This window comes from Limnoglobus sp., from assembly GCF_059499385.1.
This window is the reverse complement of the sequence record NZ_JCABYM010000089.1, coordinates 14035-34329: the sequence shown is the minus strand read 5'-3', so window position 1 is coordinate 34329 and position 20295 is coordinate 14035. Positions and strand designations below refer to the sequence as shown.

Genomic DNA, 20295 nt, shown 5'->3' with positions numbered 1-20295 from the left:
CGCCCTCAACCCCAAAACCCCCCTTCTGGTGGCCCGGGGCGGGGGCGCGGGGGGTTGGGGCACCCGCCCCAACCCCGGCCCCCCCCGCGCCGGGTTCCACAAGAATCGGCAGCTACGCTGCCTCGTATCTCTCGACGTGCCTGTGCCGCTGGCGGCGGTACTCCGGGTGCTCGCGGGCGGCGACGTACCGCTCGTAGAACACGGCCGCGGCCGCCGCCTTCTCCGCGTCCTCGACGCGGGGCAGCGGCTTGCCGTCCGCGTCGTACTTCCGGCCGCCCTTGTGGTTCGCGTACCGCCGCGCCCGCGTCCAGCCCATCTGGAGGAACTTCCGAGCCATGTCCGCGCCGGGGAAGTCCTTCGCCCGCAGGTACGCGAGGAACAGCTTGTAAATCTTCGCCGACGACTTCTTCGCCTCGGCCACGGTCTTGAACCGCCAGTGCGGGAGGATTTCGCCCTTGTACGGCTCGACGAGTAGGACGCCCTGCTCGCCCTTGCCGACGCGGTAAAGCTCCGGGTGGTCGCGGAAGTCGATCGCCTTGAAGTCGAGGGTGTAGTCGAACATCGCGACCTCACTTCCCGGCGAGTCGGTCCGTCGGCGTGACGCGGACGACCCGGTCCTTCCCGGCCGTGGCCACGCGGGTCCCGTCGGCGGACACCGCCACCGCGAGCACCTCGTTCTTGTGCGCCGGCAGCTCCTTCACCGCCTTGCCGGTCTTCACGTCCCACACCCGGGCCGTCTTGTCCGCCGACGAGCTGGCGATCACCGGACCCGCGAACGCGACCGTGTAGACCGTCCCCTTGTGGCCCTTGAGCGTCCGCACCACGTCGCCGCTGGCGGGGTCCCACAGGTTGACCGTGCCGTCCGACGCGCAGCTCGCGATCAGGCCGTCCGTCGGGTGGAAGGCGACCGTGTATACCTCGCCCTTGTGCCCCTTCAACTCCCGGACCGGCTCGGCCGTGGCCGCGTCCCAGACCCGGACGGTCTGGTCCTTTGAACAAGAGGCGACGGTCTTCCCGTCCGGGGCGAACGCCACGCCCCAGACCTCGGCGGCGTGCCCCTTGAACGTGCAGCGGGCCGCGCCGCTCGCCGCGTCCCACACGGCGGCCGTCTTGTCCGCGCTGGCCGTCGCCAGCCACTTCCCGTCCGGGCTGTACGCGATCCCGCTCACCCAGTTGCCGTGCGCCCTGATCGACCGCAACTCCTTCCCGGTTTGCGGGTCCCAGATTTTGACCTGCCCGTCGGCCCCGGCGGACGCGAGCCGCGCCCCGTCCGGGGAGTACGCGACCCGCAGCACGTCGGCCGCGTGGCCCGTCAGCGCGTGGACCTTGTCGCCGGTCGCCGCGTTCCACACCGCGACCGCGCGGTCCTTGCTCGCGGAAGCCAACGCCTTGCCGTCCGGGGAGAACGCGAGCGAGAAGATGTCCGTCTCGTGGGCGGGAATTTCGAGCGGCCCGGCGGCGCGGCCGGGAGCAGCGAGCAAGGCGAGCGCAAACAAGGGCACGACGGCATTCATGGCAACCACCCCACGGGCATCCAAGGTACGACGGGCGGGAAGAGGGTTGCAACGGATGTGCCGACGTACCGCCGATCACGAGTTTTGCTCCCATCTTTCTAACGATCTCACGAAGCCCCCAAACTCTCGGTTTTTCCCACCTTCAGGACTGGCAAAACGGGTCCGATTGCACAAGATATTCGCGTTCGTCCAATCTTAACGGCCCGGTCCGCCCACGATTCGTGCCTGTCGAAGTTCCGGGTGCCGTCGCCCCACCCACGACCTACCGCCACCGGTCTCCGGCTCGGACCGGGCGGCGCGCCTCTCAACCCCCGAGCCGCGGAGTTCGCACCGTGACGAAGATGCAGCGACGCATGATGACCGCCTCGTTCCGGCCGCACGTGACGCAACTGGAAGACCGCACCACGCCCGTGGCCGCGTTCGCCCTGTCGAACAACGCGATCTTCGCGTTCGACACCGCGACGCCGGGGGCCGGGACGGTCACGAACGTCACCGGCCTCGGGGCCGGGGAGAACCTCGTCGGGATCGACGTGCGGCCGCAGAACGGGCAGCTGTACGGCCTCACGTCCAACGGGGCCGGGGCCGTCCGGCTGTACGCCATCAGCCCGCAGACCGGCACGGCCACGCCGCTGTCCGCCGCCCCGACCCAGTTCACCGACGGGGACGGCAACCCGGTCGCCGTCGCCGGCACGAACTTCGGCGTGGACTTCAACCCGACCGTGGACCGGCTCCGGGTCGTCACCGACGCCGGGGTGAACTTCCGCATCAACCCGAACACCGGCGGCATCGTGGACGGGGCGGCCGGCACGCCGGGCATCAACCCGGACGGGGCGGCCAGCGGCGGGACGACGACCGTGGACGCGACCGCGTACACGAACAACGGGCCGAACGCGACCGCGACGACGCAGTACACGCTCGACGCCGCGACCGACAAGCTGTTCATCCAGAACCCGCCGAACAACGGCACGCAGACGGCCGGCGTCAGCGTCAGCGTCGCCGGCGCGAACATCGACTTCACGGCCGTCACCGGGTTCGACATCCCGGCCGGGGTGACGGTGGACACGTCGAACACCGCCGTCACCGCCGGGGCCGGGTTCGCGGCCCTGACCGTGGCCGGCGTCCCGTCGCTGTACGCCATCGACCTGACGAACGGGAAGGCCACGAAGGTCGGGAACTTCGGCATCGCGGCCGGCGGCGGCAGCGTCGCCGTGCAGGGGCTGGCCGTCCAGCCGAACCTGGCGACGACCGGCACGCCGTTCGTCGCCGTCGCCGGCGGGAACGTCCTCCGGTTCAACTCCCTCACGCCGGGCACGGCCACGACCGTCGCGGTCGGCGGCCTCGGCGCGACGGAGGCGATCGTCGGCCTCGACCGGCGGCCGTCCACCGGCCAGTACCTGGCGCTCGTCCAGGACACGACGGCGAAGACGATCCGGCTGGCGGTCCTCGACCCGCAGACCGGCGGGACCACGCCGGTCGGCGCGGGCATCGCGCTGGTGGACGGGACCGGGGCGGCCATCACGTTCCCGGCCGGCACGAGCTTCGGCATCGACATCAACCCGACGGTGGACAAGCTGCGGGTCGTCACCACCCTCGCCGGGGCCGGGTCGAACTTCCGCGTCGATCCGACGACCGGGGCGGCCGTGGACTTCGACGCGGCCGTGGCCGGCACGCAACCGGACGGCAACCTCAACGTCGGCGGCACGGCGTCCAAGGGGGACGCGACGGCGTACACGAACGGCTTCCACAAGGCGGCGTTCACGACCCAGTACACGCTCGACGCGAGCACGGACAAGATTTACATCCAAACCCCGCCGAACGACGGCGTGCTGACGAGCGGCGTCGGCATCACGCTCGGCGGCGCGGCCCTCGACTTCACCGACGTGACCGGGTTCGACATCCCGGCGAGCGTGACCGTGGCCAAGTCCAACGACCCGGCCGCCGGGAATGCATTCGCCGCCCTGACGGTGTCCGGGAACACGGCCCTGTACGTCATCAACCTGGCCACCGGGGCGGCGACGAAGCTCGGCGCGATCGGCGGCGGGACCACCCCGGTCGTCGGGCTGTCGGCGGGCGAGGTCGCGGCCTCGACGGCCGGCCTCGTCGGCATCGGCAGCTTCGCCGTCGGCACCGACGCCGGCGTCGCCGCGTCCGCCAAGCTGTACGCTTCCGACGGCAAGACGGTGCTGCAAACGATTAACAACCCGTTCGCGGCCGGGTTCACCGGCGGGGTGCGGGTGGCGGCCGCCGACTTCACCGGCGACGGCGTCGCGGACATCGTGATGGGGACCGGGCCGGGCATCGCGACCGACGTGCGGATCTTCGACGGCAAGACCGGCAACCAGATCGCCAGCTTCCAGCCGTTCGAGAGCACGTTCACCGGCGGCGTGTACGTCGCCGCCGGCGACACGACCGGCGACGGCATCCCGGAACTGTTCATCACGCCGGACCGCGGCGGCGGCCCGCGGGTGGACGCGTTCAACGGGGCCGGGTTCGGCAAGATCGCCAGCTTCTTCGGGATCGCGGACAAGAACTTCCGCGGCGGGGCGCGGGCGGCCGTCGGCGACGTGAACGGGGACGGCATCGGCGACCTCGCCGTCGCCGCCGGGTTCAGCGGCGGCCCGCGGGTCGCCGTGTACAACGGCACGACGCTGCCGGGCAGCAACCCGACGCGGCTGTTCAACGACTTCTTCGCGTTCGAGCCGACGCTCCGTAACGGCGCGTTCATCGCCCTCGGGGACCTGAACGGGGACGGCAAGGCGGACATCGTGGCCGGCGGCGGGCCGAGCGGCGGCCCGCGGGTCCAGGTGTTCGACGGCGACCTGTTGGTGGACTCCGGCGGGGCGACGATCACGCCGATTGCGAACTTCTTCTCCGGCGACCCGAGCACCCGCGGCGGCATCCGGGTGGCGGTGAAGAACCTGGACGGGGACAACAAGGCCGACATCGTCGTCGGCAGCGGGGCCGGCGTCGGCACGCGGGTGACGGCCTACGCCGGCGCGACGATCGCGTCGGCCGGCACGCCGCCGGAGGCGTTCGCGTTCGACGCGTTCGCCGGCACGAACGGCGCGTTCGTGGGGTAAGGCGACACATAGTAGTAGGCACACTCCGTGTGCCGTCTGCTGCCGGTCGCAACGAGTCGGACGAACTCACCGCGGCGGGAAGGAGACGGCACACGGAGTGTGCCTACTACTATGCCTTGTCACCGCCCGCGGCCCGGCGCACAATGGCCGCATGGAACTCACCCGCAACCTGAAGGTCGAGAGCGTGGCCCGGCTGCACCCGACGCCGCCGCGGCAGGTGGACGCGGCCACCCGCGTGGCCGACACGGTGGAACTCATGCGGCGGGAGAAGGTCGGCTGCCTGCTCGTCGTCCGCGACGGCCGGCTCGTCGGCATCTTCACGGAGCGCGACCTGCTCACCCGCGTCCTGGCCAGCGGCAAGTCGCTCGACCTGCCGATCCGGGACGTGATGACGCCGGACCCGGTGACGGTCGAGCCGAAGGACTCGATCCGGACGGCCGTGAAGCGGATGCAGGGCGGCAGCTACCGCCACCTGCCGGTCGTGGACGACCAGAACAAGCCGGTCGGCATCCTGTCCGCGAAGCGGGTGGTGCATTACCTCGTCGAGCACTTCCCGAACACGATCTACAACCAGCCGCCGGATCCGAAGCAGGTCCCGGACACGGCCGAGGGGGCGTAACCCGCCGCCCAACTCATCGCCCGCTCATTATTCCAATCGCGATCATAGTTTCCCCTCGCGTCCCGGCCCGCGCCGCGGTACAGTTCACGCATCCCCACTTCTCTCGACGGTCCGTCTCTGACAGGAACCGTGCCATGTCCAACCCCCTCCTCGCGGACGAACCCCGGCGGCCGGCCGACGCCGCCCGGCTCGAACTCGCCCGGCTCAACCCCGGCCCCGACCTGCCGCTGGCGGACATCCTCCGCCGCGCCTGCGAGCTGTCCGCGGACACGCTCGCCGTCGCCCGCGCCGGCATCTGGTTCTACACCGCCGACCGCAAGGCCCTGCGGTGCGCCTACCTGTACGAGCGGGAGGAGCGGACCTTCTGCGAGGGGGCGACGCTCCAGGTGGCCGACTTCCCGGACTACTTCCAGGCCCTCGAGAGCCGCCGGTCGATCCCGGCCGAGCAGGCGCACGCCGACCCCCGCACCCGGCAGCTCGCCGGCGTGTACCTCGGGCCGCTCGGCATCGCCTCGATGCTCGACGCCTCGATCTACCGCGACGGCCGGGTCATCGGCGTCCTGTGCAACGAGCACTCCGGCCCGCCGCGGGAGTGGACGACGGAGGAGCGGGACTTCGCCGCGTCCGTGTCGGACCTGATCGCGCTGAAGCTGAACGCGGCCGACCTGCAGGAGTCGCAGGCCGTCCTCCAGCAGACGTGCGAGATGCTCCTCGGCCTCGAGCAGGCGGAGGTGCTGGCCCGCGTCGCGGCCGGGGCGGCCCACGACTTCAAGAACATCCTCACCGTGGTCATCGGGTTCGCCACGGAAATCCTGCGGGTTCGCACGCTGCCGAAGGACGTGCTCGACATGGCCGGGCACATCCTGGAGGCCGGCAACCGCGGGGCGACGCTGGTGCAGGAGATGGCGGCGTTCGGCCGGGCGGAGGCGGACGCCCCGCAGGTGGTGAAACTGGCCGACGCCGTCGAGCGGGTGCTGCCGCTGGTCCGGTCGGCGGCCGGCCCGGCGTGGCACGTCCAGTTCCACCGCGACCCCGGCGTCGGCCGCGTGTTCATCGACCCGGCCCGGCTGGAGCGGGTCGTCATGAACCTGGTGTTGAACGCCCGCGACGCGATGCCGTCCGGCGGCATCCTGACCGCCCGCGTGTCCGCCGAGGACGTGAACGGCGACGCGGCGCACCACGGCGTCTACGCCCTGCTCGCCGTCGCCGACACCGGCGTCGGCATGGACGAGGAAACGCGGGCGCGGATGTTCGAGCCGTTCTTCACGACGAAGCGGGCGACGGCCGGGACCGGCATGGGCATGGCCATCGTCAAGCAGATCGTCGAGCGGGCCGGCGGGTTCATCCGGGTGGACTCGGCCGTCGGCCTCGGCACGACGGTCCGCGTCTACCTGCCGCGGGTCACCGGCGGGTAGGCCGTGCCCGTTCGTCCCTGTCACCGTGGAACCCGGAGCGGGAGCGACGGGGTGTTTGTCCTGCCGAGACACACCCCATCGCTCCCGCTCCGGGTTCCACCCACGGCCGCCGTCCGTACAATCGCCGCACGCCCGCCCCGTCGTCGAGGTGCAACATGGACCCGCAACCCCCGCCGCCGCCCGCGACCGCCCCGCAGCCGGTCGAGTACAAGTCGAGCCAGTACGAGTTCACCGAGGAGCACAACCGGACGATCGGCGGCCTCGCGGACGCGATGCGGGTGGTCGCGTCGCTGATGCAGCTGCTCGGCCTCGTGTTCGCGATCTTCTTCGCGTTCCAGCTCCTGCACACGCTGAAGAACCGGGAGAACTTCTTCCCGGCGATCGGCCTCGGGGCGTCGATGCTGCTGTGCCTGGCGATCGGGTTCTGGACGGGCGGGGCGGCCGCGTCGTTCCGGAAGATCGTGGAGACGAAGAACGAGGACGTGTGGCACCTGATGGGGGCGCTGCGGGGCCTGCGGAACATGTACGCGACGATGCGGGCGATCATCTACTGCGGCCTGGTGCTGGCCGTCGTCGGCGTCGCGCTGGCGGTGGTGAACTACTTCAACAAGGGCGAGTGACCGCCACGCATCAACGGCGAACGCCACGGCGTGAGCGTGGCGGTTCCTCCCCGCTGAGAGGAACCGCCACGCTCACGCCGTGGCGTTCGCCGTTGCATGTCCGAAAGCCTTATCGCCGCGCTAAACTTTCCCCCGCGTCTCGCCTATAAATGCCTACCACCCGCGGCGGACCCGCGGGCACATCGAGGGGAGAGGTTATGCGCTTCCGCGTTCGCACCTGGGCGGCCGTCGCCGCGGGGATCGCCATGACGATGACGCCGACCTTCGGCGACGAGGGCATGTGGCTGTTCAACAACGTGCCCAAGAAACTCCTCAAGGAGAAGTACGGGTTCGAGCCGACCGACGCCTGGCTGGACCACCTGCAAAAGGCCAGCGTCCGGTTCAACAGCGGCGGGTCCGGCAGCTTCGTGTCCGCCAACGGCCTCGTCATGACCAACCACCACGTCGGGGCCGACGACCTCCAGAAGCTCTCGACGAAGGAGAAGGACTACCTCAAGGACGGGTTCCACGCGAAGACCCCGGCCGAGGAGATCAAGTGCAAGGCGCTGGAGCTGAACTGCCTCCAGAACATCAAGGACGTGACCGCGGACGTGAACGCCGCGGTGAAGGACGGCATGCCGCCGGCCGAGGCGTTCAAGGCCCGGCAGGGGAAGATCGCCGAGATCGAGAAGGCCGGGGCCGATGAAGCGAAGGGCGTCCGCGCCGACGTGGTGACGCTGTACGCCGGCGGGGCTTACCACCTGTACACGTACAAGAAGTACACGGACATCCGCCTCGTGTTCGCCCCGGAGAAGGCCGTCGCGTTCTTCGGCGGCGACCCGGACAACTTCGAGTACCCGCGGTTCTGCCTGGACATGTGCTTCTTCCGCGTCTACGAGAACGACCAGCCGCTCAAGTGCGAGCACTACCTGAAGTGGAGCGCCGGCGGCGCGAAGGACGGCGAACTGACGTTCGTGTCCGGCCACCCCGGCCGCACGAACCGGCAGAACACGATGGCCGAGTTGGAATACCTCCGCGACACCGGCTACCCGTTCCTCATGCAGCGGCTCTACCGGATGGAGGTGAACATCGGGTCGTGGGTCGCCCGGAGCGAGGACAACCGGCAGAAGGGCGAGGACGAACTGTTCGGCATCCAGAACAGCCGGAAGGCGCGGATCGGCGGCCTCGGCGGGCTGCTCGACCCGTCGATCATGGCCCGCAAGGCGGCCGAGGAGAAGCGGCTGAAGGACTTCATCGCCGCGAACGCGGACAAGGTCCCGGCCGAGGCCGCGAAGGCGTTCGAGACGATCGCCGCGGGGCAGCAGAAGCGGGTGGCGTACATCAAGGAGGCGACGCTCCTGGAGGGCGGGGCGGCGTTTAACAGCCAACTGTTCGGCATCGCCCGGACGCTCTTGCGGTACACGGAGGAGAAGGCCAAGTCGCCCCGCGAGCGGCTGCCGGAGTTCGGCGACGCCCGCCTCGGCTCCTTGAAGCAGGGCCTCTTCTCGGACGAGCCGATCCACGACGACTTCGAGATTCTGAAGCTCGCCGACGGGCTGACGCTGTTCGCCACGACGATGGGGGCGGACCACGAGCTGGTGAAGCAAGTGCTGGCCGGGAAGTCGCCGAAGGAGCGGGCGTACGAGCTGGTCAGCGGGACGAAGGTGAAGGACGTGGCGGCGCGGAAGGCGATGTTCGAGAAGGGGGCGGACGAGGCCGACCCGATGGTCGCGGTGGCGAAGTTGGTGGACGGCCCGGCGCGGGCGATCCGCAAGAAGGCGGAGACGGAGATCGACGAGCCGCGGCGGCAGGCGATGGCGGCGCTGGCGAAGGCCCGGTTCGCGCTGGACGGGACGAACACGTACCCGGACGCGACGTTCACGCTGCGGCTGGCGTTCGGCCCGGTGAAGGGGTACACGGAGGCCGGCAAGGCGGTCCCGCCGTTCACGGAGATGGGCGGGCTGTACGAGCGGAGCAAGGAGCAGGGGAACAAGTACCCGTTCGAGTTGCCGAAGCGGTGGGAGGAGAAGAAGCAGAGCCTGGACCTGAAGACGCCGTTCAACTTCGTGAGCACGGCCGACATCATCGGCGGCAACAGCGGGTCGCCGGTGGTGAACCAGAAGGGCGAGGTGGTGGGCCTGATCTTCGACGGCAACATCCAGTCGCTGGTGCTGGACTTCGTGTACACGGAGGAGCAGGCCCGCGCGGTCAGCGTGGACAGCCGGGCGATGGTCGAGAGCCTGCGGAAGGTGTACGACGCCGGCGACCTCGCCAACGAGTTGGAGGGGAAGAAGTAACGCACCGGGCGGCAATTCGCGGCGGGCGGGAGCGAGACGAGGTCGCACCCGCCCGCCGCTTTTCGTTCCCGTCCCGCGCGTTTGCCGGTCCGTAAACTAACCCTTCCGCCGCCGAGGGCCGTCGATGCAAACGGAGCTGGTCGAGTTCGACGTTCGCACGGACGAGATGCTCATCAACATGGGGCCGCAGCACCCCAGCACGCACGGCGTCCTCCGGCTCGTCCTCCGCACCGACGGCGAGATCGTCCGCGAGGTGACGCCGCACCTCGGCTACCTCCACCGCTGCGCCGAGAAGATCGGCGAGAACGTCACCCCCGTCCAGTTCATCCCGTACACGGACCGGATGGACTACCTCGCCGCCATGAACATGAATCTCGGCTACGCGCTCGCGGTCGAGAAGCTCTGCGGCCTGCCCGTGCCGGAGAAGGCCCAGGTCATCCGCGTGCTGGTGTGCGAGCTGAACCGGATCGCGTCCCACCTCGTCGGCATGGGGGCCTACGGCCTCGACCTCGGCAGCTTCAGCCCGTTCCTGTACGCCTTCCGCGAGCGGGAACACATCCTCGACCTCTTTGAAGACGTGTGCGGCGCGCGGCTCACCTACAGCTACGTCACGATCGGCGGCGTCCACGATGACTTGCCGGACGGCTTCGTCGCCCGCTGCGGGAATTTCCTGGACTACTTCACGCCGAACATCGCGGACTACCACGCGATGCTGACGGACAACCACATCTTCGTGAAGCGGACGGCCGGCGTCGGCGTGCTGCCGCGGGACATGGCGATCAACTACGGCTGCACCGGGGCCGTCCTCCGCGGGTCGCTCGACGCGACGAAAGGCGACCCGCCCTGGGACCTCCGCAAGACGGAACCCTACTCCGGCTACGAGAGGTACGCGTTCGACGTGCCGGTCCCGCCGTTCGACCGCGCCCCGCCGGGGGCGGTCGTCGGCGACTGCTGGCACCGGTTTTACGTGCGGATGATGGAAGTGTTGCAGAGCGTCCACATCTGCCGGCAGGCGCTCGACCGCTACCCGTCGGCGACGGGGTCGCACCGGGTCGAGCCGCCGCGGACGCTGCCGGGCGGCGAGGTGTACGTCGAGACGGAGGCCCCGCGGGGGCAGATGGGGTTCCACGTCGTCGGCCGGCCAAGCAAGGAGGCGGTCCCACTGCGGGTGCGGGCGCGGTCCGGGTGCTTCAGCAACCTGAGCGTGGTCGAGGAGTTGTGCCGCGGCTGCCTCGTCGGGGACATCCCGGCCATCCTCGGCAGCCTGGACATCGTCATGGGCGAAATCGACCGGTAACGGCCCGGTTGCTAGAATCAACGGGCCGTCCCGTCCCCAACGCCCGGCGGCCCGTCGGCCGTTCCCCACCCCGTTTCGCGCAACCTCCCCCACCCCGGAGAGCGGCCTTGAACGCCCTCGCTCGCGTGTTCGACACGTCGGACTTCCCGGCCCGGTGGTCGTGCGGGAACTGGTCCGCCGCCCACGGGTGGCTGCACATCCTCTCGGACCTCGGCGTCTGGTCGGCCTACGTCGCCATCCCGGTCGTGCTGGCGGTCTTCGCCCTCCGCCGTACCGACCTGCCGTTCCGAAAAGTCTTCCTGCTGTTCGGCGCGTTCATCCTGGCGTGCGGCACGACGCACCTGATGGAAGCGATCATCTTCTGGTGGCCGGCGTACCGGCTGGCCGGTGGCATCAAGCTGTTCACCGCCGTCGTGTCGTGGGCGACCGTCCTCGCCCTCATCCCGATCATCCCCCGCGTCCTCTCCATGCGCAGCCCGGAGGAACTGGAGCGGATGGTCGCCGAGCGGACGGCCGAACTGGTGCGGGCGAACGCCGACCTGAAGCTCGAACGCGAGCGGTTCCGGACCACGCTCACGAGCATCGGCGACGCCGTCATCGCGACCGACGCGGACGGCCGGGTCGCGTTCATCAACCCGGTGGCGGAACACCTGACCGGGTGGACGGCCGGGGCGGTCGGTAACAAACTCGCGGACGTGTTCGACATCGTCAACGAGGACACCGGCGCGGCGGTCGAAAGCCCGGTGGACAAGGTGCTGCGGGACGGCGTCACCGTCGGGCTGGCGAACCACACCGTCCTGCGGGCGAGGGACGGGGCGGCCCGGCCGATCGACGATTCCGCCGCCCCGATCCGGGACGAGCACGGCCGGGTCGTCGGGTCGGTCCTCGTGTTCCGCGACATCTCGGCCCGCAAGCGGGTGGAGGCCGAGCTGCGGGACGCGGACCGGAAGAAGGACGAGTTCCTGGCACTGCTGGCGCACGAGTTGCGGAACCCCCTCGCGCCGATCCGCAACGGCCTGGAGATCGTCCGCCGTAGCCCGGCCGCCGGGGAGGCGTTCGCCCGCGTCCGCGGCATCATGGAGCGGCAGGTCGCGCACCTCGTCCGGATGGTGGACGACCTGCTGGACGTGAGCCGGATCAGCCGCGGCAAGGTCGCGTTGAAGAAGGAGCGGGTGGACCTGGCGGCGGTCGCCCGCAGCGCCGTCGAGACGGTCGAGCCGACCGTCCGGGAACTCGGCCACGAGCTGACGGTGGCGCTCCCGCCGGCCCCGGTCGTGGCGGACGGCGACCCGACGCGGCTGGCGCAGGCCGTCGGCAACCTGCTGACGAACGCCGTGAAGTACACCGACCCCGGCGGCCGCATTTGGTTGACGGTCGAACGGCAGGGCGGCGAGGCGGTCGTGACCGTCCGCGACACCGGCATCGGGATTCCCGCCGAGGTTTTGCCCAAGGTGTTCGACCTGTTCACGCAGGGCGACCAGTCGCTGGAGAAGTCGCGGGGCGGGCTGGGGATCGGGTTGAGCATCGTAAAGCGGCTGGTCGAGTTGCACGGCGGCACGGTCGAGGCCAAGAGCGAGGGCCGCGGCCGCGGCAGCGAGTTCGTGGTCCGGCTGCCGGCCGTCGCGGACGCGCCCCGCCCCGTCGCGACGGACGGGGCGGTCGGGGCGGTCGCCCGGCGGACGGTACTGGTCGTGGACGACAACGCGGACGCGGCCGAGACGCTCGGCCTGATGCTGTCCCTCATGGGCAGCGAGGTCCACACGGCCCGCGACGGGCTGGAGGCGGTCGAGCGGGCGGCGGCCGTCCGCCCGGACCTGATCTTCATGGACCTGGGGATGCCGAACCTGAACGGGTTCGACGCCACCCGCCGCATCCGGTCGGAACCGTGGGGCCGGGCGGTGCGAATCTTCGCCCTGACCGGGTGGGGCCAGGACGAGGACCGGCGGAAGTCGCACGAGGCCGGGTGCGACGGCCACCTGGTCAAGCCGCCCGACCCGGCCGTGCTGGAGCGGGTGCTGGCCGAGACGCCGGCCCGCCCCCCGGCGGGGTGACGCCCCTCGTCGGGGCACGACACGGTTTCAACCCCCTGGGACCGCGGGCGTCCCGCCCGCTTCGCGCCCAGCCGCGTAAGGCTGGTCCCCGTGATGGGAAGGTGGGCGGGCGGGACGCCCGCGGTCCCAGGGCGAACTTCGCCACCGTTAGTCGTTGGTGATTCGAGCCGTTTTGAGGAACACGATGACCACCCCGTCCGACGCCGTCGGTTGGCGGTTCGACAACACCTACGCCCGGCTGCCCGACACGCTGCACGCCCCGGCCGCGCCGGTCCGGGTGCGGGACCCGCGCGTCTCGATCCTGAACCACCGGCTCGCGGGCGAACTCGGCCTCGACCTTTCGGCGGTCCCCTCGCCCGCGACCCTGTTCGCCGGCCAGGAGCTGCCGGCCGGGGCGCACCCGCTGGCGCAGGCGTACGCCGGCCACCAGTTCGGCGGGTTCACGATGCTCGGGGACGGCCGCGCCATCCTGCTGGGCGAGCACGTCACCCCGGCCGGCCGGCGGGTGGACGTGCAGTTCAAGGGGACCGGGCCGACCCCGTTCTCCCGCCGCGGCGACGGCCGGGCCGCCCTCGGCCCGATGCTCCGGGAGTACGTCATCGGCGAGGCGATGGCGGCGCTCGGCGTCCCGACGACCCGCGCCCTGGCCGTCGTCACGACCGGCGAGCCGGTCCTCCGCGAGCGGGTGCTCCGGGGCGCGGTCCTCACCCGCGTGGCGGAAAGCCATATCCGCGTCGGCACGTTCGAGTACGCCGCCGCCCGCCGGGACGAGCCGACGCTCCGGGCGCTGGCGGACTACGCCATCGCCCGGCACTACCCGACGATCCCCGACGGGCCGGGGAAGTACGTCGCGTTCTTCCGGGCCGCGCTCGACCGGCAGGCGGCCCTGATCGCCCGGTGGCAGCACGCCGGGTTCATCCACGGGGTGATGAACACGGACAACATGGCCGTGTCCGGCGAGACGATCGACTACGGCCCGTGCGCGTTCATGAACGCCTACGACCCGGCGACGGTGTTCAGCTCGATCGACCGCGGCGGCCGGTACGCCTACGGAAACCAGCCGGCGATCGCGCACTGGAACTTGGCCCGGTTCGCCGAGGCGCTGCTGCCGCTCTTCGCCCCGGACGGGGACCAGGCGGTCGCCGTGGCGACGGAGGTGCTCAACGAGTTCCCGGACCGGTTCGGGGCGTACTGGCTGGCCGGGATGCGGGCGAAACTGGGGCTGGCGACGGAGGAGGCGGCCGACCGCGAGCTGGCGCAGGGGTTGTTGGACTGGATGCAGAAGGTCCGGGCCGACTTCACGAACGTGTTCCGCGACCTGTCGGGCGAGGGGCCGCCGGCGGGCGACCGGTACGACGAGCCGGCGTTCCGCGAGTGGCACGCCCGGTGGCGGGACCGGCTCGGCCGCGAGGGCCGACCGGCCGGCGAGGTCGCCGCCGCGATGCGGGCCGCGAACCCGGCCGTGATCCCGCGGAACCACCGGGTCGAGGAAGCACTGGCCGCGGCGGAGCGGGACGACCTGTCGCCGTTGCACGACCTCCTCGCGGCGCTGGCGTCGCCGTTCGAGGACCGGCCGGGGCTGGCGAAGTACCGCGACCCGCCGGCCGACGAGTGCGGCTACCGCACGTTCTGCGGGACGTAGCCGGCGGACGCCACCAACTCGCCGTCCGGCGGGTCCGGCGGCTCGGGCACGGCCCGCGGCGGGGCGGCGGCCGGCGCGAGCGGGTCGCCGGGGAGGGCCGTCCGCGTGCGGATCAGCGGGTCGGTCGCGTAGGGCTTCGGCGTCCAGGCGCAGCCGGCCGACAACCCGAGGATCGCGATGACGACACAGGCCCGCATGGGAATGCTGTTCCGAGACGGCGGCACATCGAGTTATCGGTCGAACGAAGCGAAAACTTGAACCCGTCGCAACGGCGAGCGTCGGGGCGTAAGCCCGACGTGGCTGCACGCCCACAGCGGCTATTGTCGGTGACGTAGAACTCGTTGCCCGTGGTGCAGCCACGTCGGGCTTACGCCCCGACGCTCGCCGTTGACACAAACACTTGCCCCGGCCGGCGAAATCGGCGATACTTCAACTTCCTGCCATCCCTCCGCTGTCCGAGGGCGTTCGCCGATGTCCACCCCCCCCTGCCGCGGGCCGCGGGTGTCCCGCCGCGAGATGATCGCCGCCGGCGGGGCCGCCGCGCTCGGCCTTACGCTCCCGCAGTTGCTCCGCGCCAACCCGGCGAAGACACACGCCGACCACTGCATCCTCATCTTCCTCAACGGCGGGCCGCCGCACCTGGACATGTGGGACCCGAAGCCGGACGCGCCGCCCGAAATCCGCGGCGAGTTCAAGCCGATCCCCACCACCGTCCCCGGCGTCCAGTTCGGCGAGCACCTGCCGAAGACGGCCAACTGGATGCACCGGTCGGCGCTCATCCGGTCGGCCCACCACAGCGTCAACAACGCGCACGCCGCCGGCGTCTACACGGCGCTCACCGGCCACGACCGCGGCGACAACTCGGCGTCCACGTTCACCCCGAACGACCACCCGGCCGTCGGCTCCGTCATGGGCATGCTCAAGCCGCCGCGGTCGGCCGTCGTGCCCTACGTGTCGCTGCCGTACATCACGAAAGAAGGCGCGGGCGGGCCGCCACAGCCGGGGTTCTACGGCGGGTTCCTCGGCAAGCCCCGCGACCCGTTCTTCATCCTGAAGGACCCGAACGCCCCGAACTTCGACATGCCGGAGCTGACCCTCGGCCCGGACGTGGACCCGTCCCGGCTCGACGTGCGGAAGCAACTCGTCGGCAAGCTCGGCGGCAACACGACCGTGCTGGAACACGACGCGATCCAGGCGAAGGCGTTCGACCTGCTCACGTCGCCGGAGATGCAGAAGGCGCTCCGCATCGACCGCGAGCCGCCGAAGGTGCGGGATTCCTACGGGCGGAACATCTACGGCCAGAGCGTCCTGCTCGCCCGGCGGCTGATCGAGGCCGGGTCGCGGGTGGCGTGCGTCTCGTGGGCCCCGGACGCGAACGCGACGTGGGACACGCATGGGAACAACTTCAAGAAACTGAAGGACGAGTTGCTACCGCAACTCGACGCGGCCGTGGCCAGCCTGTTCGCCGACCTGTCGGACCGCGGGCTGTTCGACCGCACGCTCGTGGTCGTCATGGGCGAGTTCGGGCGGTCGCCGAAGGTCAACCCGGCGGCCGGGCGGGACCACTGGAACTTTTGCTACTCCTTGATGCTGGCCGGCGGCGGGATCAAGGGCGGGGCCGTCCACGGGGCCAGCGACAAGATCGGGGCGAAGCCGAGCCGCAACCCGGTGTCGCCGGCGGACGTGATCGCGACCGCCTACCAATGCCTCGGCATCCCGCCGGACACGGAGCTGCGGGACCGCCTCCAGCGGCCGTTCACGCTCGTCCCGTGGGGGTCGCCGATCAGCGAGCTGGTTTCGTAGGGCGGGTTTGGCGAACGGCACGGCGTAAGCATGCCGGTGGAGCGCTCCACCGGCACGCTTACGCCGTGCCGTTCGCCGTGACCGTGCCGGCGCGGATGCGCCGGTCGCGCCGGTGATGCCCGCGGGTCGTTCTGCGGAATTTGGGTTGTGTCCGGCCCGGCCGGTGGTTACTCTTTTATCTAACCGAAGAACTATTCCCTCACCTTCCGCGTCTATTCTTCCGACCCTCGCGGCTCGGTCGAAGGGGCGGAAAATGGTCCTACGTCCTCGGTCATTCCTCCGGAGAAACGTCATGGTCAAGTTCAGTGCGGCCCTGGCCGCGGTCGTCGTGTTCGGCGCGTCGGCCTTCGCGCAAACCAAGGCCGGCCCCGGCAAGGGCACGGTCGATCAGTTCAAGGACGCCTACGCCGTGGCCACGGCCAACCCGCCGAGCGGCCAGCTCGTCAACTCCCGCGTCGAGAACAAGAGTGACGGGTCCGTCGTGATGGGCTTCTACATGTACAACCGCGAGCAGCGGCTGCTGTTCGAGCGGGAAGTGGACCTGAAGAGCGGCAAGGTCGTCAAGGACACGAGCAAGGGGATCGAGAAGGTCAACAAGGACATGCTCGACCTGCTCATGAAGAAGGCGACCGGCAAGGCGAAGCTGCCGGAAGGCCGGCTGATGGAGATCGCGTCGAAGCTGCTCAAGGACAAGGAGTTCTCCGAGATGAAGTACGAGAAGGTCGGCGACGACCTCGTGCTGACGTTCGGCGACCTGCAGATCAACGCCGAGACGGGCAAGGAAATCAAGAAGTAACGGCCACCGCGTTCGTGCGTCCGAACCGAGGGGGTGGCCCGGCCGCCCCCTTTTCTTTTTCAACCGCCGGCTTGGTTTTCCTCCCTCTCCCCCGCAAAGCCGGGGGAGAGGGGACCAGAATTCGCCCGCGACGGAGGCATCCGTGTCCCGCACGTCCCGGCCCGGCGTCACGCTGATCGAGGTCCTCGTCGTGATCGCGATCATCGGCGTGCTCATCGGCATGATCCTCCCGGCCGTGCAGATGGCCCGCGAGTCGGCGAACCGCGCCGCCTGCCAGAACAAGCTCCGGCAGCTCGGGATCGCGCTGCACCACTTCGAGGCCCAGCAGGGGAAGTTCCCGCAGGCGTACAACGAGTACTGGAACTTCGACACGCCGGACGAGCAGCCGCTCGCCCCGGACCCGCGGCCGCGGAAGAGCTGGGCGACGCTCGCGCTGCCGTACATCGAGCTGGACAACCTGCGGGCGCTCGGCGTCATCTCGGCCCAAGAGAAGATCGTGGACCTGTTCATGTGCAACTCCGACCCGCGGCGGCACAAGACCTCGACGGACGGGTACTACAAGTACATCGGCCCGCAGTTCGGCCTGACCTCGTACCTGGCCGTGGAAGGCAGCGTGTACCGCGAGGGGCCGTCGAACACGAACATGAACCTCGACTTCGGCGGGCCGAAGGACGGGGTCATCTACCGGAGTTCGGACACGAAGGTGACGGACATCGTGGACGGGACGAGCCACACGGTGATGCTCGGCGAGCGGCCGCCGTCGCCGGAGCCGGACCTCGACTGGGGCTGGTGGGCGTGGTCGGCCTACGACTCCGCGCTGGCGGTGACGGAGGAGCGGGCGCTGCTAACGGTCGGCTGCCCGAAGGACAACGTGTACGGCCCCGGCAAGCTCATCAACCCGTGCGACGCGCACCACTTCTGGAGCCTGCACCCCGGCGGCGGGCAGTGGCTGTTCGCGGACGGGTCGGTGCAGTTCCTGCGGTACTCGGCCGCCCCCATCATGCCCGCCCTCGCGACCCGCGCCGGCGGCGAGACGGCGAACTGGGCGGATTACTGATTCGCTATTCCGCGTCGCAGACGATCAGCCCGTTCTCCCCGCCGACCGCGAACGTCAGGCCGTCGGGCGAGACGGCGATGGCGTCCACGTTCCCCAACCCGAAGTCGAACGCATGCATCAAAGTCAACTCCGGCAGCCGGTAGCGCTCGACGCGGCCCGGCCGGCCGACGGCGAACGCGCTCTGGCCGTCGGGCGCGACGGCCACGGCCGAGAGCCGCGGGATGCCGGTCTTCACCCGCCGCAGCTTGGCGGCCGTCGTCGGGTCGGCCGCGCAGAGGAAGCTGTTCATCGCGACGACCAGTTCCGTCCCGCCGGGGACGAACCTGAGGTCGGCCGCCCACGACGACGTGAGCGGGTAGCGGCGGACCTCCGGCCCGGCGGGGCCGTCGAGGACGCGGACGGCCCGGTCGATCGTCACCGCCAGCCGCGAACCGGCGGTCGCGAACGCGGCGGCGTAGATGCCCTGGTCCGGCAGCGCCTCCGTGACGGCGGGGTTGCGGACCCGCCACCACCGGCCGCCGCCGCCGTTGAGGACGTTCCCACCGCCTAACCGCCGGGCCGCGCCGGCGAGCGTCTCGCCGTCCGCGGAAAACGACAGCGACCAGACCGACCGCATGTCTTCCGGCATCGGCCAGTCGAGTTCCCGGACCGGTCGCCCGGCCTTCAAGTCCCACAACTGGACGACGTTGACCCCAGACCGCGGGTCGGGCGACCGCCCGGCGTAGGCGAGCGTACCGGCGTCCGGGGAGACGGCCGCCGCGTACACGACGCGCTTCGCGGAAATGACCTCGACCGGCTTCCCGGCGGCCACGTCCCAGACCCGCACGGTCCGGTCCTCGCCGGCCGAGACGAGGCGGCCGTCCGGCGCGAACGTCGCCGCCCGGACGGCCTTCGTGTGTCCCGTCAGGTGTCGCACGCGGCCCCCTCAATTCTCTTGCAATTCCCGGCGGGCACGGTATCGTCCCCGGCTTTCCGTCCGGAGTCGCACGATGGTTCGCTCGCTCGTCGTCCTGGTCGCGGTCGCCGGAACCGCGGCGGCCCAGCCGTTCGACCCGCACGGGTCCGGCCACGAGCCGCCGCCAGTGGACCGCGAGTTCCACCTGGCGCCGCGGGCCGCGGCGGCATTCGCGCCCGCTACCGCATCGCGACCGACGTTGCCGACGGAGGACGAGGTCCGGGTGCTGGTCCGCGTCCTGCTGCCGTGGGCGAAGGGCGTGTAATCATTTCGCCCGGAACAGCCGACTCTTTCCCAGCCCGAGGCGGTGCAGCCAGAACTGGCCGACCGTCTTCAGCGTCTCGACGCCGTACTTCGTGCTGCGGCGGAAGTTGATCGAACTCGCCTCGTCGAAGTACCGCACCGGGACGGGTACGTCGCCGAGCCGGAACCCGAAGTGGACGGCCTGCACCAGGAACTGCGTGTCGAACACGAAGTCGTCGCTGTTCGATTCAAAGGGAATCGTTTCCAGTACGCTGCGGCGGTAGACGCGGAACCCGCTGTGGAACTCGCCGAGGTTCTGGCCGAGGGCGACGTTCTCGAACATCGTCAGCCCGCGGTTGCACACGTACTTCCACCACGGCATCCCGCACTTCAACGCTTCCGCCCGCGACCGGACGCGGTTGCCGAGGACCACGTCGCAGATACCGAGTTCGACGATGCCGACGGCGTGCGGGATGACCCGCGCGTCGTACTGGTAGTCCGGGTGGATCATCACCACCACGTCCGCCCCGCGGTCCAGGCAGTACCGGTAGCACGTCTTCTGGTTGCCGCCGTACCCGGTGTTCTTCTCGTGGACGATGACCGTCAGCCCCATCCGGCGGGCGATGGCGACGGTGTCGTCCCGGCTGCCGTCGTCCACGAGGAGGATTTCGTCCACGCTCCCCGGCGGGAAGTCGGCGACGGTCGCCGCGAGCGTCCGGGCGGCGTTGTACGCCGGCAGCACGGCGATGATCTTGTGCGTGCGGGCCGCGGCGGGCTTCAGGATGCGCTCGACGTGGAACTCCGCGTGCGTCGGGTCGAGCGGCGGGGCGGACAGCAGGGACGCGGGCATCGGCAGGCTCGGAGATCGGGGTGTCAAAACCTGTTTTCGTCGGGAGGCGTGTTTCGTACACGCGATGTCTTTGCCCC

17 protein-coding genes are annotated in these 20295 nt (G+C 70.4%); 12 read left to right on the top strand and 5 right to left on the bottom strand.

Annotation, left to right across the window (positions count from 1 at the left end; translation table 11 throughout):
* Positions 1–112 precede the first annotated feature (112 nt).
* On the bottom strand, positions 113–562 hold the full coding sequence (locus tag AC5JJ2_RS16445; RefSeq protein ID WP_495859099.1) for a DUF4385 domain-containing protein: 450 nt from the start codon (positions 560–562) through the stop codon (positions 113–115).
* Positions 563–569: 7 nt separating this feature from the next.
* Positions 570–1514: a WD40 repeat domain-containing protein gene (locus AC5JJ2_RS16440; RefSeq protein ID WP_495859098.1), complete on the bottom strand. Its 945-nt coding sequence runs from the start codon at positions 1512–1514 to the stop codon at positions 570–572.
* A gap of 341 nt (positions 1515–1855) precedes the next feature.
* Here AC5JJ2_RS16440 and AC5JJ2_RS16435 point away from each other — a divergent pair, with 341 nt between their 5' ends.
* From AC5JJ2_RS16435 to AC5JJ2_RS16400, 8 genes are all read left to right on the top strand, one after another.
* A complete protein-coding gene (locus AC5JJ2_RS16435) occupies positions 1856–4594 on the top strand; it encodes a DUF4394 domain-containing protein (protein WP_495859101.1) in 2739 nt (912 codons plus the stop codon).
* 151 nt (positions 4595–4745) lie between these two features.
* A complete protein-coding gene (locus tag AC5JJ2_RS16430; protein WP_495859097.1) occupies positions 4746–5213 on the top strand; it encodes a CBS domain-containing protein in 468 nt (155 codons plus the stop codon).
* 134 nt (positions 5214–5347) lie between these two features.
* Entirely contained in the window at positions 5348–6628 is a 1281-nt protein-coding gene (locus AC5JJ2_RS16425; RefSeq protein WP_495859096.1) for an ATP-binding protein, read from the top strand.
* 155 nt (positions 6629–6783) lie between these two features.
* Positions 6784–7248: a hypothetical protein gene (locus AC5JJ2_RS16420; RefSeq protein WP_495859095.1), complete on the top strand. Its 465-nt coding sequence runs from the start codon at positions 6784–6786 to the stop codon at positions 7246–7248.
* 197 nt (positions 7249–7445) lie between these two features.
* The gene (locus tag AC5JJ2_RS16415; protein ID WP_495859094.1) at positions 7446–9524 is read left to right on the top strand and encodes a S46 family peptidase; all 2079 of its coding nucleotides are present in this window, start codon (positions 7446–7448) and stop codon (positions 9522–9524) included.
* Positions 9525–9648: 124 nt separating this feature from the next.
* The gene (locus AC5JJ2_RS16410) at positions 9649–10821 is read left to right on the top strand and encodes an NADH-quinone oxidoreductase subunit D (protein ID WP_495859093.1); all 1173 of its coding nucleotides are present in this window, start codon (positions 9649–9651) and stop codon (positions 10819–10821) included.
* 107 nt (positions 10822–10928) lie between these two features.
* Entirely contained in the window at positions 10929–12872 is a 1944-nt protein-coding gene (locus AC5JJ2_RS16405) for a hybrid sensor histidine kinase/response regulator (RefSeq protein WP_495859092.1), read from the top strand.
* Between the two features lie 184 nt (positions 12873–13056).
* On the top strand, positions 13057–14514 hold the full coding sequence (locus AC5JJ2_RS16400; RefSeq protein WP_495859091.1) for a protein adenylyltransferase SelO: 1458 nt from the start codon (positions 13057–13059) through the stop codon (positions 14512–14514).
* Here the strand turns inward: AC5JJ2_RS16400 and AC5JJ2_RS16395 are convergent.
* Positions 14490–14711, bottom strand: coding sequence for a hypothetical protein (locus AC5JJ2_RS16395; protein ID WP_495859090.1), 222 nt, complete (start codon positions 14709–14711; stop codon positions 14490–14492). The two genes, AC5JJ2_RS16400 and AC5JJ2_RS16395, sit on opposite strands and share 25 nt — an antisense overlap.
* A gap of 274 nt (positions 14712–14985) precedes the next feature.
* Here AC5JJ2_RS16395 and AC5JJ2_RS16390 point away from each other — a divergent pair, with 274 nt between their 5' ends.
* The 3 genes from AC5JJ2_RS16390 (at position 14986) to AC5JJ2_RS16380 (ending at position 18170) form a co-directional block, all read left to right on the top strand.
* Positions 14986–16317: a DUF1501 domain-containing protein gene (locus AC5JJ2_RS16390; RefSeq protein ID WP_495859089.1), complete on the top strand. Its 1332-nt coding sequence runs from the start codon at positions 14986–14988 to the stop codon at positions 16315–16317.
* A gap of 292 nt (positions 16318–16609) precedes the next feature.
* Positions 16610–17113 carry a hypothetical protein gene (locus AC5JJ2_RS16385; protein WP_495859088.1) on the top strand — a complete coding sequence of 168 codons (504 nt, stop codon included), beginning with the start codon at positions 16610–16612 and terminating at the stop codon, positions 17111–17113.
* A 142-nt stretch (positions 17114–17255) separates the two neighbouring features.
* Entirely contained in the window at positions 17256–18170 is a 915-nt protein-coding gene (locus tag AC5JJ2_RS16380) for a DUF1559 family PulG-like putative transporter (protein ID WP_495859087.1), read from the top strand.
* Between the two features lie 4 nt (positions 18171–18174).
* Here AC5JJ2_RS16380 and AC5JJ2_RS16375 read toward each other — a convergent pair whose 3' ends face one another.
* Positions 18175–19086 carry a WD40 repeat domain-containing protein gene (locus AC5JJ2_RS16375; RefSeq protein WP_495859086.1) on the bottom strand — a complete coding sequence of 304 codons (912 nt, stop codon included), beginning with the start codon at positions 19084–19086 and terminating at the stop codon, positions 18175–18177.
* 73 nt (positions 19087–19159) lie between these two features.
* Here AC5JJ2_RS16375 and AC5JJ2_RS16370 point away from each other — a divergent pair, with 73 nt between their 5' ends.
* Positions 19160–19390 (top strand): hypothetical protein, encoded by a 231-nt coding sequence (locus AC5JJ2_RS16370; RefSeq protein WP_495859085.1) that lies wholly within the window; start codon positions 19160–19162, stop codon positions 19388–19390.
* Here the strand turns inward: AC5JJ2_RS16370 and AC5JJ2_RS16365 are convergent, their stop codons facing one another.
* On the bottom strand, positions 19391–20218 hold the full coding sequence (locus AC5JJ2_RS16365) for a glycosyltransferase family 2 protein (protein ID WP_495859084.1): 828 nt from the start codon (positions 20216–20218) through the stop codon (positions 19391–19393).
* Between the last annotated feature and the right edge of the window lie 77 nt (positions 20219–20295).